General features: G+C 64.7%; 16 protein-coding genes. 9 read left to right on the top strand and 7 right to left on the bottom strand.

The annotated features are described in order from the left end of the window. Positions 1-24: 24 nt before the first annotated feature. The gene (locus B2V90_RS02180; protein WP_228220534.1) at positions 25-624 is read left to right on the top strand and encodes a TetR/AcrR family transcriptional regulator; all 600 of its coding nucleotides are present in this window, start codon (positions 25-27) and stop codon (positions 622-624) included. On the opposite strand, the gene B2V90_RS02175 is transcribed toward B2V90_RS02180, so the two are convergent. The 5 genes from B2V90_RS02175 to B2V90_RS02155 all read right to left on the bottom strand — a co-directional run bounded on the left by B2V90_RS02175 (position 621) and on the right by B2V90_RS02155 (position 4535). Further along, positions 621-1610, bottom strand: coding sequence for a nucleotidyltransferase domain-containing protein (locus tag B2V90_RS02175; RefSeq protein WP_228220536.1), 990 nt, complete (start codon positions 1608-1610; stop codon positions 621-623). The genes B2V90_RS02180 and B2V90_RS02175 overlap by 4 nt on opposite strands. Continuing rightward, entirely contained in the window at positions 1607-2470 is an 864-nt protein-coding gene (locus B2V90_RS02170; protein ID WP_228220537.1) for an HprK-related kinase A, read from the bottom strand. The genes B2V90_RS02175 and B2V90_RS02170 overlap by 4 nt, the downstream gene beginning before the upstream one ends. Then, positions 2467-2775 (bottom strand): HPr-rel-A system PqqD family peptide chaperone, encoded by a 309-nt coding sequence (locus tag B2V90_RS02165; RefSeq protein ID WP_228220538.1) that lies wholly within the window; start codon positions 2773-2775, stop codon positions 2467-2469. Before B2V90_RS02165 ends, B2V90_RS02170 begins: the two co-directional genes overlap by 4 nt. Positions 2776-2818: 43 nt before the next feature. After that, positions 2819-3979 (bottom strand): glycosyltransferase, encoded by a 1161-nt coding sequence (locus tag B2V90_RS02160; RefSeq protein ID WP_228220539.1) that lies wholly within the window; start codon positions 3977-3979, stop codon positions 2819-2821. Positions 3980-4094: 115 nt separating this feature from the next. Beyond that, positions 4095-4535, bottom strand: a complete 441-nt coding sequence (locus B2V90_RS02155) for a hypothetical protein (RefSeq protein ID WP_009821139.1) — start codon at positions 4533-4535, stop codon at positions 4095-4097. A 101-nt stretch (positions 4536-4636) separates the two neighbouring features. Here B2V90_RS02155 and B2V90_RS02150 point away from each other — a divergent pair, with 101 nt between their 5' ends. The 7 genes from B2V90_RS02150 (at position 4637) to phoB (ending at position 11962) form a co-directional block, all read left to right on the top strand. Next, positions 4637-5929, top strand: coding sequence for a sensor histidine kinase (locus B2V90_RS02150; RefSeq protein WP_228220567.1), 1293 nt, complete (start codon positions 4637-4639; stop codon positions 5927-5929). 102 nt (positions 5930-6031) lie between these two features. After that, positions 6032-7084 (top strand): substrate-binding domain-containing protein, encoded by a 1053-nt coding sequence (locus B2V90_RS02145; protein WP_414711569.1) that lies wholly within the window; start codon positions 6032-6034, stop codon positions 7082-7084. 10 nt (positions 7085-7094) lie between these two features. Beyond that, on the top strand, positions 7095-8489 hold the full coding sequence (gene pstC / locus B2V90_RS02140; RefSeq protein ID WP_228220541.1) for a phosphate ABC transporter permease subunit PstC: 1395 nt from the start codon (positions 7095-7097) through the stop codon (positions 8487-8489). After that, the gene (gene pstA / locus B2V90_RS02135; protein WP_228220542.1) at positions 8486-9745 is read left to right on the top strand and encodes a phosphate ABC transporter permease PstA; all 1260 of its coding nucleotides are present in this window, start codon (positions 8486-8488) and stop codon (positions 9743-9745) included. The genes pstC and pstA overlap by 4 nt, the downstream gene beginning before the upstream one ends. A gap of 8 nt (positions 9746-9753) precedes the next feature. Further along, positions 9754-10542 carry a phosphate ABC transporter ATP-binding protein PstB gene (pstB, locus tag B2V90_RS02130; protein ID WP_228220543.1) on the top strand — a complete coding sequence of 263 codons (789 nt, stop codon included), beginning with the start codon at positions 9754-9756 and terminating at the stop codon, positions 10540-10542. 20 nt (positions 10543-10562) lie between these two features. After that, the gene (phoU, locus tag B2V90_RS02125) at positions 10563-11258 is read left to right on the top strand and encodes a phosphate signaling complex protein PhoU (RefSeq protein WP_009821133.1); all 696 of its coding nucleotides are present in this window, start codon (positions 10563-10565) and stop codon (positions 11256-11258) included. Positions 11259-11260: 2 nt separating this feature from the next. After that, complete coding sequence (gene phoB / locus B2V90_RS02120) at positions 11261-11962, top strand: phosphate regulon transcriptional regulator PhoB (protein WP_009821132.1); 702 nt, start codon at positions 11261-11263, stop codon at positions 11960-11962. Positions 11963-12043: 81 nt separating this feature from the next. On the opposite strand, the gene def is transcribed toward phoB, so the two are convergent. Both def and recR read right to left on the bottom strand, forming a co-directional pair. Continuing rightward, a complete protein-coding gene (def, locus tag B2V90_RS02115) occupies positions 12044-12574 on the bottom strand; it encodes a peptide deformylase (protein ID WP_228220544.1) in 531 nt (176 codons plus the stop codon). Positions 12575-12634: 60 nt separating this feature from the next. Further along, positions 12635-13231 carry a recombination mediator RecR gene (gene recR / locus B2V90_RS02110; protein ID WP_228220545.1) on the bottom strand — a complete coding sequence of 199 codons (597 nt, stop codon included), beginning with the start codon at positions 13229-13231 and terminating at the stop codon, positions 12635-12637. 54 nt (positions 13232-13285) lie between these two features. Here recR and fmt point away from each other — a divergent pair, with 54 nt between their 5' ends. Then, entirely contained in the window at positions 13286-14194 is a 909-nt protein-coding gene (fmt, locus tag B2V90_RS02105) for a methionyl-tRNA formyltransferase (protein WP_228220546.1), read from the top strand. Positions 14195-14218 lie beyond the last annotated feature (24 nt).

Here is a 14218-nt window from a genome sequence, read left to right as displayed (position 1 = left end):
AATCTTGGTTCAAGGATTATTATAGTGGTCGATACAGAAAAAATCCGCAAGCGTGGTCGACCCCGCGCGTTCGACCGGGAAGCGGCGCTGGCGACGGCAAGTACGCTGTTCCACGCGCACGGCTATGAAGGCGTCGGCGTCGCGGCCCTGGCCGATGCGATGGGCATCAATCCGCCCAGCCTTTATGCGGCCTTTGGTTGCAAGGCGGCGCTCTACGACGAGGTGTTAAGCCGCTACGATGCCGCCGCGGCGCCGCTCCACGCGTTGATGCAGCCGGGTGCCGATCCTGCTGTCGCCCTCCCCCAATTGCTGCGCGAGGCCGCGCATATCTATGCCGCCGATCCGCAGATGGCGGGATGCCTGGTGCTGGAGGGCGCGCGCAGTGCCGACCCTGACGCCGCCTGCCGCGCGCGGACCTGGCTTGACCTGGGACGCGGCCGCATCCGCGACTTCATCGCCTGCACCCATCCGCAAAAGGCGGACGTCGTCGCGGACTATGTCGCGGCGGTCATGTCCGGCATGTCAGCCGATGCGCGCGCGGGTCATCCGCCCGAGCGCCTGGCCGCTGTCGCGGACATGGCCGCCCTGGCGATCCGGGCAATGCTGGAGCCGACGCCCGCCTAACGCGGCCTGTGCCCCTTGCGCCACTTGGTCCATAAATGCCGCGCCAGCATCAGGGGCGGCATCCGCAGCCAATGCGACCGCAGATAAAAGGCGAAAACGAGCAGCTTTCGCGTCTCCCGCCCCCAGTTATCGCGTGCGAGCAGGCGAGCATGCACAATGCGATCCCATAGCGTCAGCGCGGCGCCGCCGCCATAAAGCGCGCCAGCCAGACGCTGCGCCTGTCGCACATGCCGCCGTAACCCTTGCCGCGCCGCCCGCTGATCGAGCGCGACGGGATCGACATCGTTAAGCAGACAATGAATATCCCATAGGTTGCGTAATCCACCCTGCAAATCGCCGTCGGCCAGCATGTGGGCGGCGGCGTGGATCACCCGGTCTTCGGGCGACAGCGTCCAGACATTCTCCCCCGCCGGCACCGCGTCGGCCAGCAGGGCGTCGGCATCGGGCTTGGGCCGCGCCGTCAACGGCAGGATGGTATGATGCACGTCAATCATCCGGTCACGCTCGACATGGATCATCGGCGGCAGTTCATGCATCCACTGGCGATAATAGGCATCGTCATAGGCGTCTTCCTTCACCCATTCCCAGCCCGCCGCCATCAGCGCCGGCTCGACCTGCGACATTGTCGAACGCGGCACCAGAATATCCAGGTCGCCGATGAAGCGGCCCTGCCCCGCCACCAGTCCAGCGGCTGCATAGGCCGTGCCTTTGAGCACCACCAGCCGCACGCCGAGCGGCGCCAGCGCCGCCGCCGCACGATCCGCCTCCCACAAGGCCTGGCGCGCCTCCCGCGCCGCGTCCATGCGCGCGTCGCGCAGGATGGGCTGGACCGGTTCCGGCAGCCGCATTCCCTCGACCCGCCACGCCAATGTCGCGATCAGCCGCTCCGCCTTCGCCGCCGCGATCAGGCCGTTCCACTGCGCTGCATCCAGATGCTCGACAGTTGCGGGTTGACGCAGCGCTCGCACCAGCAAGGCCGCGCTCATGCGCCGTCCTCCCACAGCCGGTCGATCATATCGAACGCTACCTCCCCTGACGGGAAATCCATCGCGCAGGCGGGTACATCCGTTACGAAGCGCGTCAGCGCAGCGAAGCCCGGTTCGCCCAATGCGACATAATTGGTCGAAGCCTGGGTCAGCCGCATGAAGGCTTCCCCCTGCCCCACGGGCCGGATCGCCGCATCATGGCCAAAGCGCGGGAACAGCAGCATCGCGGGCATCGCCCCCTGGGCCATTCGCGCCACGGCATCGGGTCGCGGCACTAGATGGCGAATGTCGCCCTTGGCCGTGGCTTGCAGCATCGGCCCCATACGCTGCGCGCCCACGACGTCCTTGACGACGCCGATCGCCTGATTCTTGAGTGAAACGAGGCGGGGAAAGGGCAAGATCGCGCCACTGTCGAGGTCCAGCAGCGCAAACTCGTCACCCATCAACCGCCAGCCCCGCTCCCCCAGCAATGCCGCCAGCGTCGATTTGCCGGACCCCGATTCCCCGGTCATCACCAGCGCCCGGCCGTCCTTCTCGACGCTCGACGCATGCAGCAGCAAATGCCGCCGCCATCCCAGCGCCATCTGCAAATTCATGCCCATTTCCGCTGCCAGCAGCCCATGCGCCAGACTCATGGGTGCAGCGTCGGCCAAGCCATGGTCGCCGGTAATGAAGATCGACGGCCGCACCCATCGGCGCAACGGACCGGCCGGTTGCAGGCGTACCGTAAAGTCGGCGATCGCGTCATGACGATCGGGGTAGCCGGCATAGAGTCGCGTCAGTTCCTCAACAGGCTGACGCCATGCCGACCCGATCCGGAACGTCGCCGGGCCGATTTGCAGGGTCAGACTATGCCTCATGCCGCACGCACCAGACCAAGCGCCTCCAGCGCTTCCAACTGCGCGCCGATCTGCGCCAGCGCTTGGCCGCGATCACCCAGATCATAGGATTGCGTCAGGCGATCCCACAGGTCATCCGCCGTCACAGATGCGCCGTCCTCCATCGCAGCCAGTATTTCGGGCACCGGGCTGATCACCATGTGCGTCTGCCCCGATCGAGCATGATAGAGCAGCGTCAGATCGTCGAGCGCGCACGCACGGCACGCGTCGCGCGGGTCGATCCGGTAACGCTTGATCGGTTTCAAAAATCGGTCTTCCTGCGGCATGATCCCACCCATAGCGGGCGAGGGTAGCCAAGACGCTAACGCATCAGGGCAATGCAGGCGAGGGCAGCATGACTGGCGTCGGAGAAGGGATCAGTTCAGCAAAAGCAGCGACATAGGCGTCTAGCGCGCGCGCCGCGCCATGGTCACGTATCGCCGCCTCCAACAAGGGAACGGGCGCAGGAGACGCCAGAGTCCGCTCGATCGCGCGCGCCAGCGCCGCGCTGTCGCCGATCGGCACTGGGGGATGCTGGCCAGCGGCGGCCAGGACCGGACGGATATTGGGCGTACTGTCGGTTGCCACGACGCCCGCGCCGCAGGCCAACGCCTCGATCAGAGTTGCGCACAACCCTTCCCAGCGGGATGGCTGCAACAGCAGGTCCGCCTGTCCCATCAATTCGGCAAGCCTTTCGGGATCGGCAACATACCCGGCGAGGATGACGCGATCGGCGATGCCGAGCGCGTCCGCTTGCGCTGCCAATGCCGCGCGCAACGGCCCGTCCCCCGCGATCGTCAATCGCCAGTCAAGATGCGACAGCCGCGCCAGCGCCTCCAATGCCGTCGCATGATCCTTCTGCTCGACCAGTCGCCCGACCATCAGCATTTGAACCGGCGCGTCGGCGTCTCGCGGTGGGCGCTGCCTGCGCACCCTGTCCATGACCGGGGTCACCGTCGGCCGCGGCAGCAGACGCACCGCGCCGCTACGAGAAAGCAGCGCGCGATCATATTCGCCCATGACGATTGTCAGGTCGCTGATCCGGTTGATTGCGCGAAAGCGCTTCAGCCTGGTCCAACTCGCCAAGTCACCCATGCCCGGGCGCAGGATCGGATTGGAGATGCGCGCGACCGATCGGGTCGCCGTCCCCACGCAAGCCAGCGCCACCAGCATGTTGCTCTGGTTTCCCGCGGAATAGAGAATGTCGGGCCGGTGCCGCCGAACCATCGCGGCAAGCGCAGGGAACTGTCCGATCATCGACATGCGCCGATTGCCGCCCAATGCGGCAACGCGCCGCACGGGTACATGGGGATCTATGAGATGTGCGCTGACACCATCGAGGTGCGCCATCCACAGCTCGACGGCCATGCCCCTGCGCGCCATATGATTGGCCAGCAATATGGCAACCCGATCCAGCCCGCCGTCGCCCGGCCGATATAAATAGATCGCTGCTGACAGGTCGGTATGTGACCGAACGCCATGATGAAACATTGTGTCTCCACCGCCTGAACCAGTATTGCTGGCTTGACGGCATCAACGCGCCTGTTCCGTATCGGCTCCCCTGCTGCCGTCACGCCCCGCGTTTCCATCGCGTTGGCGGGTCGGCTTATCGCGGCATCTGTAGTGATGCGTAACAGGTGAAGCCGCTCGTTCCCGACTGGAGCCGGCGGATATAGTTGAGATAGGCCTGGTTCTGATCGTAACTGGTGCCCGGCAGCGGCCGGCCGCGCAGCGCCTGCTTCACCTGCTCGCCGGTATAGCTGCGCCCGGTGCCGGGAAATGCGCCCGGCGTGCCTGGCGGCACCACCTGGCCGTTGGGGGCGATATATTTGCCGGCCCGGCCCTGATCGGGCACGGGGATCGTGCAATTGAGGACCGACGCCGCGGTATTGGCAAGGGCCGGCCGGATGGACACGATCGTCGACGCGGCAACTGCCCCGCCCATCAGCAACTGGCGACGCGACGCGACCCCGCCCTCGGCCAGGCCATCGGCGGCGGAGGGCTGATGCTGGACATCCCTGTCCTGATCGGGCTTGGGATCAGTCATATCGCTCCATTTCGCATCGGGCACTTGCCAAAGCGTAAAGATTGCACGCTATTGGAACAAGACATTCGCAGCAAATGCGCGACAATTCCAGTGCGGTAACCATGAATCGGCTCAGTATCTCGCAAATCACCGCCTCGCTTGCCATGCTGCTGCTGGGCACGGGCGGCGCCCTGATGATGGGCGCGCACCCCCTTCATATCGCCTTGCCGATATTGGCGGGCGTCGTGGTCCTCATCATCACATCGGGCGATGCTGGCCTGCGACCGGCTGACCCGCCGCTTGCAGCCCCGCCCGAACAGATTGATTTCACAGCGCATCCTGACTTTCCCAGCCTGCTCGAAGGCATTTCCGATCCGCTGATGCTGGTGGAAAAAGGCCGCATCGCCCGCGCGAACCGCGCTGCCATGCGGCTGCTTGGCGCCCATATCGAAGGCGAGGATGCGCGCATCGCGATCCGTCACCCCGCCGCAGCCGAACGGCTGGCGAGCACGGCCCCGCTGGCGGAACCGATCATGATCGAACTGGTGGGCCTGGGCACGCGCGATCAACGGTGGCAGATGCGGGTCGCGCCCGTCGGCGCGGTCGCCACCATGCGGCGGCTGGTCCATCTGGTCGATCACAGCGGCACCCATGCCGCCGAACGGATGCGCGTGGATTTCGTCGCCAATGCCAGCCACGAACTGCGCACGCCCCTGGCGGGCATATTGGGCTTTATCGAAACGCTCGCCGACCCCGAACTGGGCAAGGACGTCGAAACCCGGCAGCGCTTTCTCAAGATCATGGATGGCGAAGCCCGCCGGATGCAGCGGCTGATCGACGATCTGATTTCGCTGTCCCGGATCGAGGCCGAGAAATATCGCACGCCCGACAGCGCAGTGGATCTGAGCGAACTGGTGGCCGAAGTCGTCGGCGTGTTCCGGTCGAGCCATGGCGATCGTGGCCGCGACGTCGAAATGGAGATCGCGCCTTCGCTGGCACCGGTGCTGGGCGATCGGGCGCAATTGTCGCAACTCATTCACAATCTGATCGGCAATTCGGTCAAATATGGCCGGCCCGGAACGCCGATCCGCGTGACTCTTTCCGAAGGCTCCAGTGGCATGGCGAGGCTCTGCGTCGCGGATGAAGGCGAAGGCATCGGCCCCGATCACCTACCGCGCCTGACCGAACGCTTCTACCGCGTCGATTCGGGCCGCAGCCGCGCCATGGGCGGCACGGGCCTGGGCCTGGCCATCGTCAAGCATATCGTGGAACGCCATCGGGGGCGTCTGGACATTGCCAGCACGCTGGGCAAAGGCACCAGCATCACCGTGTTGCTGCCCCCGCCAGCGGATGAGACGCCAGGCAGGATGGACGAAAAAAAGCGCCCATCGGCGCTATCGCGCACGATGTCATGAAAATGAAATGGCAATGTCACAAAGGCGCGACTGTCCGCGACTAAGGCCGGCTTCAAGGGGGGCGGCGACACGGGATTCGCGGCTTCGACGATGGAGATAGACGTGAAGACATTCGCCTTGCTCGCTGCTGCTGCCACGGGCGTTCTCAGCCTCGCCGCCTGCGGAGACCAGTCGAGCGGCGCCGGTGGCACCCGCGACCAGATTCGCGCGGTCGGCTCCTCCACCGTCTATCCCTTCGCCACCGCAGCCGCCGAATTGTTCGTCCAGAGCAACCCCGGCATGAAATCGCCGATCATCGAATCGACCGGCACGGGGGGCGGCATGAAGCTGTTCTGCGCCGGCGTCGGCGCGCAGCATCCCGATATCGAAGACGCCTCGCGTCGCATGAAGAAGTCCGAATTCGACCAGTGCCAGGCCAATGGGGTCAAGGATATCATCGAAGTGCAGATCGGCGTCGACGGTCTGGCCTTCGCGGAATCGAAGGAAGGCCCCGGCCTCTCGCTGACGCCCAAGATCGTCTATGAAGCGCTGGCCGCCAACCCCTATGGCAAGGATGCCAACAAGGCGCAGACATGGAAGGATGTCGACGCCAGCCTGCCCGCTATCCCCATCTCCGTCTTTGGTCCGCCATCGACCAGCGGCACGCGCGATTCGCTGGCTGAACTGATCCTCGAAGAGGGCTGCCGGACCGATCCGGCCATGGCGGCGCTCAAGGAAAAGAATGAGGATGAATATAAGGCGACCTGCACCCGTATCCGGGAAGACGGCAAATATGTCGATTCGGGCGAAAACGACAATCTGATCGTGCAGAAGCTGGGCGCCAATCCCAACGCGGTCGGCGTCTTCGGCTTCAGCTTCCTCGAAGAGAATAAAAACACGCTCAAGGATGTCCCGATCAACGGCATCCCGGCGACCTATGACACCGTATCGACGGGCCAATATCCCGGCGCGCGCCCGCTCTACATCTATGTGAAGAAGGCGCATATGCAGGCGGTGCCCGGCCTTCAGGCCTATCTCAACATCTTCGCGTCAAACTGGGGTCCCGGAGGCGTGCTCGCCAAGCGCGGCATGGTTCCGGCGCCCGATGATGTACGCAAGGCGAATGCAGAGACGGTCAAATCGCTGACCGTGCTCGACGGCGCCGACCTTAAATAAGCGAACCCCCATGACCGGACCTGCCATCATTCTGCTGCTTGCAGGCCTGGGCGCCATCGCCTGGGTCAGCGCCCGCGCCCGCGCCATGCGGTTGCAAACCGCCGCGCGCGCGACCGGGCGACGCGACGCCGTTCATTCGCTTCCCGGCTATCATGGCTGGTATGTGGCGCTATGGGCGCTGATCCCCGCCGCCATCTTCCTGGCCGTCTGGGCCAATGTCGCGCCAGGCCTCGTCACGCAGAGCGTGCTGGCCGACCCCGCGGCGCAGGCCCTGCCCGCCGATGGCTTCGCCCGATCCGCGATATTGGGGGAAGCGCGCGCCATCGCCAGCGGGCTGCAAGCCGGGGCCTTCAATCCTGCGAGCGAAGCGCTGGTCGACCCCTATCGCACCGCGATCAGTGAATATGGCATTGCCGGCGCTGTCCTTGCGCTGATCCTCGCCTTTGCCGGCGGCGCCTATGCCTTCACGCGTATCCGGCCGGATTTTCGCGCCCGCACCCGCGTCGAGCGGCTGGTGATGATGGCGCTGCTGCTGGCGTCCTTGCTGGCGATCGTCACGACGCTGGGCATCGTCGCTTCGCTGCTGTGGGAAAGCTTTCGCTTCTTCTCGATGGTCAATCCCATCGACTTCCTGTTCGGCTTCAAATGGTCGCCGCAATCGGCGGCCATGGGCTATGGCAATGACGATGCGTTCGGTGCGATCCCGCTTTTCTGGGGCACGATCTTCATCGGCGCCATCATCGCCATGATCGTCGCGATCCCGCTGGGGCTGTTGAGCGCGGTCTACCTGACCCAATATGCCAGCCCAACGGTGCGCAAATGGATGAAGCCGCTGCTGGAGGTGCTCGCGGGCGTCCCCACGGTGGTCTACGGCTATTTCGCGGCACTGACCGTCGCGCCGGCCCTGCGCGATTTCGCCGTGTCGATCGGCATCCAGGGCGCATCGTCCGAGAGCGCGCTCGCCGCCGGCCTCGTCATGGGCGTCATGATCATCCCCTTCGTATCCTCGATGGCGGACGACAGCATCGCGGCCGTCCCCCAGTCGATGCGCGACGGCAGCCTGGCGATGGGCGCGACAACGAGTGAGACAATAAAGCGCGTGCTCGTCCCCGCCGCCCTGCCCGGCGTTGTCGGCGGCGTTCTGCTGGCCGTCAGCCGCGCCATCGGCGAAACGATGATCGTGGTGATGGCCGCCGGTCTTGCCGCCAACCTCACCCTCAATCCCTTCGCCAGCGTGACGACGGTGACCACGCAGATCGTCCAGTTGCTGACCGGCGACCAGGAGTTCGACAGCGCCAAGACGCTGGCCGCCTTTGCGCTTGGACTTGTCCTGTTCATTGTCACCTTGCTGCTCAACATCGTGGCCCTGCGGGTCGTGAAAAAATATCGCGAGGCCTACGAATGAGCTCTCCCCTTTCTCCTGCCGAACGCCTTCCCACCGACTGGAAGTCCGACGCCATGCGCAAGCGGATCGCACGGCGCTATGCTGCCGAACGGCGCTTTCGCCTGCTGGGGCTAGGCGCGGTTCTCTTGTCCGCCGCCTTCCTCGCCTTCCTGCTGGTGACGATGATGGGCAACGGCCTGCGCGGCTTCACCCGGACCGAAATCGCGCTCAAGGTCGATTTCCCGGCATCGCCGCTGCTGCTCGACCCCCAGGCGATCACCGACGAAGCACTCGCCAACGCCAATCTGCCCATGGTGACCAGCACGGTCGCGGAAAAGACGCTGGGCAAGGAAGCGGATGCATGGCTTGCCCCGACCGCATGGATCAGCGTGCGCGACGCGATCAAGGCCGATCCGACGATCCTCAATCGCACGGAGGTCATCCGCGTCCCCGCATCGACGGACATCGACCTCGCCGCCAAGAGCGATGGAACGCCCGCCGCAGAAGCCGCCGTCAGGCGCCTCAAACAGGCGGGGATCCTGTCGACCGGCTTCAACTGGAGTTTCCTGTCCTCGAGCGATGGTACAGACCCGACGCAGGTCGGCATCTGGGGCGCATTCAAGGGATCGTTGCTCACGATGCTGGTGACGCTGGTGCTCAGCTTCCCGATCGGCGTTGCGACCGCCCTCTATCTGGAGGAATATGCGCCCAAGGCCTGGTGGACCGACATCATCGAAGTGTCGATCAACAATCTGGCGGCGGTGCCTTCAATCATTTTTGGCCTGCTTGGCCTTTCGATCTTCCTCAACTTCCTGCACCTGCCCCGGTCCGCCGCGGTGGTCGGCGGCATGACGCTGGCACTGATGACGATGCCGGTCATCGTCATTGCCGGGCGCAACGCGATCAAATCGGTGCCGCCCAGTATCCGCGACGCCGCACTCGGCATCGGCGCGTCGCCGGTGCAGGTGGTGTTCCAGCATGTCCTGCCGCTCGCCCTGCCCGGCATCCTCACTGGCACGATCATCGGCATGGCCCGCGCACTCGGCGAAACCGCGCCGCTGCTGATGATCGGCATGCGCGCCTTCATCGCGACCCCGCCGGGCGGCGTGACCGATCCGGCGACAGTGCTGCCGGTGCAGATATTCCTGTGGTCGGACGAGGTGTCCAAGGGGTTCGTGGAAAAGACATCCGCTGCGATCATCGTGCTGCTGGTCTTCCTGCTCGCGATGAACGGCCTCGCCATCTACCTGCGCAACAAGTTTGAAAAACGGTGGTAATCAACCCCATGACTGACGAACAAAAGAACCTGGCTCCGGCCAATCCCAAGATGACCGCGCGCGACGTCAAGGTCTTCTACGGCCCCAAGCAGGCGATCAAGGGCGTCTCCATCGACGTCGACATGGACAATGTCACTGCGTTCATCGGCCCGTCGGGATGCGGCAAGTCCACCTTCCTGCGGACGCTCAACCGCATGAACGACACCGTGGCGTCGGCGCGGGTCGACGGAACGATCACGCTGGATGGCGAGGATATCTACGCCCCGTCGATGGACGTCGTCCAGCTGCGCGCGCGCGTCGGCATGGTGTTCCAGAAACCCAATCCCTTCCCCAAGTCGATCTACGAAAATATCGCCTATGGCCCGCGCATCCACGGCCTGGCCGCGTCGAAGGCGGACATGGACGTGATCGTCGAAAAGTCGCTCCGCCGCGCGGGCCTGTGGGAAGAAGTGAAGGACCGATTGCAGGACAGCGGCACCGCGCTGTCGGGCGGTCAGCAGCAGCGCCTGTGCATCGGCCGCGCCATCGCGGTCGAGCCAGAAGTCATTCTGATGGACGAGCCCTGTTCGGCGCTCGACCCCATCGCGACCGCCAAGATCGAGGAACTGATCCACGAATTGCGCGGCCGCTACGCCATCGTCATCGTGACCCATAATATGCAGCAGGCCGCCCGCGTGTCGCAGCGCACCGCCTTCTTCCACCTGGGCGAACTGGTCGAATATGGCGTGACGTCCGACATCTTCACCAATCCGAAGGCGGAGCGGACCAAGGATTATATCACGGGTCGCTACGGCTGATCCGCGCGGAGAGAAGCATCATGGCAGAACATACAATCAAGGCGTTTGACGACGAAATCGACCGGCTGCGCGGACTGATCGCCGAAATGGGTGGCCGGGCCGAAGCGGCGATCGAAAATGCGATGCTCGCGCTGCAACGCCACGACAAGGTCTTGGCCGCCGAGGTCGTCGCCGATGACAGGCGTATCGACGCGATCGAAGCCGAGGTCGAGAAGCTGGTGGTGGAGGTGATCGCCCTGCGCGCGCCGATGGCCAACGACCTGCGCGACGTCATCGCGGCGTTGAAGATCGTCAGCGTCGTCGAGCGGATCGGCGACTATGCCAAGAATATCGCCAAGCGCGTGCCGCTGGTCGCGACCAACAGCCGGACCGTCGAGCCGATTTCGCTGTTGCCGTCGATGGGGCAGGTCGCGGGCGAGATGGTGCATGACGTGCTCAACGCCTATGCTGCGCGCGACGCTGATCTGGCGCTGGCGGTGGTCGAGCGCGATACGGTGGTGGACGATTTCTACAACAGCGTGTTCCGCACGCTCGTGACCTACATGGTCGAAAATCCCAAGACGATCAGCGAATGCGCGCATCTGCTGTTCATTGCGAAGAATATCGAACGCATCGGCGACCATGCAACCAATGTCGCTGAAATGGTCTATTATGCCGCAACGGGCAAGACATTGCCCGAACGGGAACGCGGCCCCGACATCCAGATGGAGGATTGAGCATGCCGCGGGCCAAGATGCTGCTGGTGGAAGATGACGCGGCGCTCGCCGAACTGTTGATCTGGCATTTCAAGCGCGAGGACTTCGACGTGTCCCATACCGTCGATGGCGAAGAGGCGCTGCTGATGGCGCAGGAAACGGTTCCCGACATCGTCCTGCTCGACTGGATGGTGGAAAGCCTGTCGGGGATCGAAGTGTGTCGCCGCCTGCGCCGTATGACCGGCACCGCCAATGTGCCGATCATCATGCTGACCGCGCGCGGCGAAGAGGAAGATCGCGTGCGCGGGCTGGAAACGGGCGCGGACGATTATGTGACCAAGCCCTTTTCCCCGCGCGAACTGGTGGCGCGCGTCGGCGCGGTGCTGCGCCGCGTGCGCCCGGCGCTGGCGGGCGAGACGCTGACCTTTGCCGATGTGGAAATGGATACGGTCGGCCATAAGGTCCGTCGCTCCGGCCAAGTCATCCCGCTTGGTCCCACCGAATTTCGGCTGCTCAAGCATTTCCTGGAGCATCCCGGCTGGGTCTTTTCCCGCGAGCGGCTGCTCGACAGCGTGTGGGGCCAGGATAGCGACATCGAGTTGCGCACGGTCGACGTCCATATCCGCCGCCTGCGCAAGGCGATCAATGCCGATGGGCAGTATCAGGACATCATCCGCACCGTGCGATCGGCCGGTTATGCGTTGGATACCGATGGCGTGGCCTAACGCTCACGCAAAGACCGGATCAGTATGAAAAAGCCTCTCCGGCCAGACCGGAGAGGCTTTTTTTTCATTAGCCTGATGATTTCAGGCGGCGCGGCGCGCCTTATTGAGTTTCTTCATCAGCATGTCGCGCTTCAGCCGCGAGAGATGGTCGATGAAGAGTATGCCCTCCAGATGATCCATCTCATGCTGGAGGCAGGTGGCGAGCAAACCCTCCAGCTGTTCCTCATGAATGCGGCCTTCGCGGTCCATCCAGCTGGCGCGGATGACGGAAGGCCGTTCGACCTCGGCAAACTGGTCCGGAACCGACAGGCACCCCTCATTATAGACGGACAGATCGTCCGACCCCTTCAGGATTTCCGGGTTGATGAACACCATCGGATTTTTGACCGGCGGCGCACCTTCCTCATCCGATTCGGGTTCCTGCAGGTCGATGACGAGCACCCGCTTGGGCACGCCGACCTGAATGGCGGCAAGGCCGATGCCGGGCGCGTCATACATGGTGTCGAACATATCATCGATCAGCGTCTGGAGATCGTCGTCGATCGCCTCGACACGGGTCGAAATGGTGCGCAGCCGGGGATCGGGCGCTTCGAGAATGGGACGGATTGCCATGCGCCGAACATAGGCGGAACGTGCGGCATTATCAAGCCGTCCGCGACGCGTCTGCGCGCCTCAGCCTACCGGCCGTCGCGCCCGCAGCGCCTGCGCCAGCGTGCCTTCGTCCAGATAATCCAGTTCCCCGCCCACCGGCACGCCATGCGCCAGTTGCGTCAGCCGGATCGGAAAACGCTCCAGCCGTTCCGCCAGATAATGGGCGGTGGTCTGCCCCTCCAGCGTGGCGTTCATCGCCAGCACGACTTCATCGATGCCGCCCGCTTCAACCCGGCCGACCAGCGCATCGATCGTCAAATCCTCCGGCCGGACGCCGTCCAGCGCGGACAGCCGGCCGCCCAGCACATGGAAGCGGCCGGGGAACAGGCGTGACTTGTCGAGCGCCCACAGATCAGACACATCCTCCACCACGCACAGCGCGCGCGGATCACGACGCGGATCGGCACAAATGCCGCACGGATCCACGGTATCGACGTTGCCGCATAGATGACAGGTCACCAGCCGCTCATTCACCGCCTCCAGCGCACGCAGCAGCGGCTCCATCGCGCCTTCGCGGCGCTTGAGCAGGTGCAGGACCGCGCGCCGGGCCGAACGGGGGCCAAGGCCGGGCAAGCGGGACAGGGCCTGCGTCAACGTCTCGATTTCTGGTGAAGCCATAAGGTGAGATAAGGGGTTGCATGTCCCAACGACAAGGGGTTTGAGGAGCCGATCATGCGTATCATCTATATGGGCACCCCTGATTTCGCCGTCCCGGCGCTCGACGCGCTGGTAGCGGCCGGTCATGAGATCGCCGCCGTCTACAGCCAGCCGCCCCGCCCGGCTGGCCGGGGCAAGGGGCTGCGCGCCTCGCCCGTCCATCAGCGCGCCGAGGCGCTGGGCCTGGAGGTGCGCACCCCATTGTCGCTCAAGGATGCCGAAACGCAGGCGGCTTTCGCGGCGCTGGATGCCGATGTCGCCGTGGTGGCGGCCTATGGGCTGATCCTGCCGCCGGCCATATTGGCCGCGCCGCGCCAAGGCTGCATGAACATCCACGCCTCGCTATTGCCGCGCTGGCGCGGGGCGGCGCCGATCCAGCGCGCGATCCTGGCGGGCGACAATGTCACCGGCGTCACCATCATGGACATGGAGGCGGGGCTGGACACCGGCCCGATGCGCGCCAAGCATGTCACCCCGATCGAAGACAAGACGGCGGGCGCGCTGACGCAGGAGCTGGCGCAGGCCGGAGCGGACCTGATGGTGGAGGTGCTGGACGACCTGTCGCTGCATCCGCCCGTGCCCCAACCGGACGAGGGCGTCACCTATGCCGCCAAGATCGACAAGGCGGAATCGCACATCGACTTCACCCAGGACGCGCATGCGATCGAGCGGCAGGTGCGCGCCTTCAACCCGTTTCCCGGCGCTTTCTTCGCCTATCAGGGGGAGCGGTTTCGCATCCTCGCCGCGCATGTCGAACATCATGCCGGCGCGGCCGGGCAATTGCTGGATGACAGTTTGCTGATCGGGTGCGGCCATGACGCGATCCGCCCCACGCTGATCCAGCGCGCGGGCAAGGGCGCGATGAGCCCGGGCGAATTGCTGCGCGGCTATGACATGCCGGCGGGGAGCCGGGTGGATGGGTAAGAACCGCCCCGTTCGCCTCCTCCT

The organism is Sphingobium sp. UBA5915 (genome assembly GCF_002431195.1).
Classification (GTDB): Bacteria; Pseudomonadota; Alphaproteobacteria; order Sphingomonadales; family Sphingomonadaceae; genus Sphingobium; species Sphingobium soli.
The sequence above is the reverse complement of the archived record's forward strand: the minus strand, read 5'-3'. Positions and strand labels throughout refer to the sequence as shown.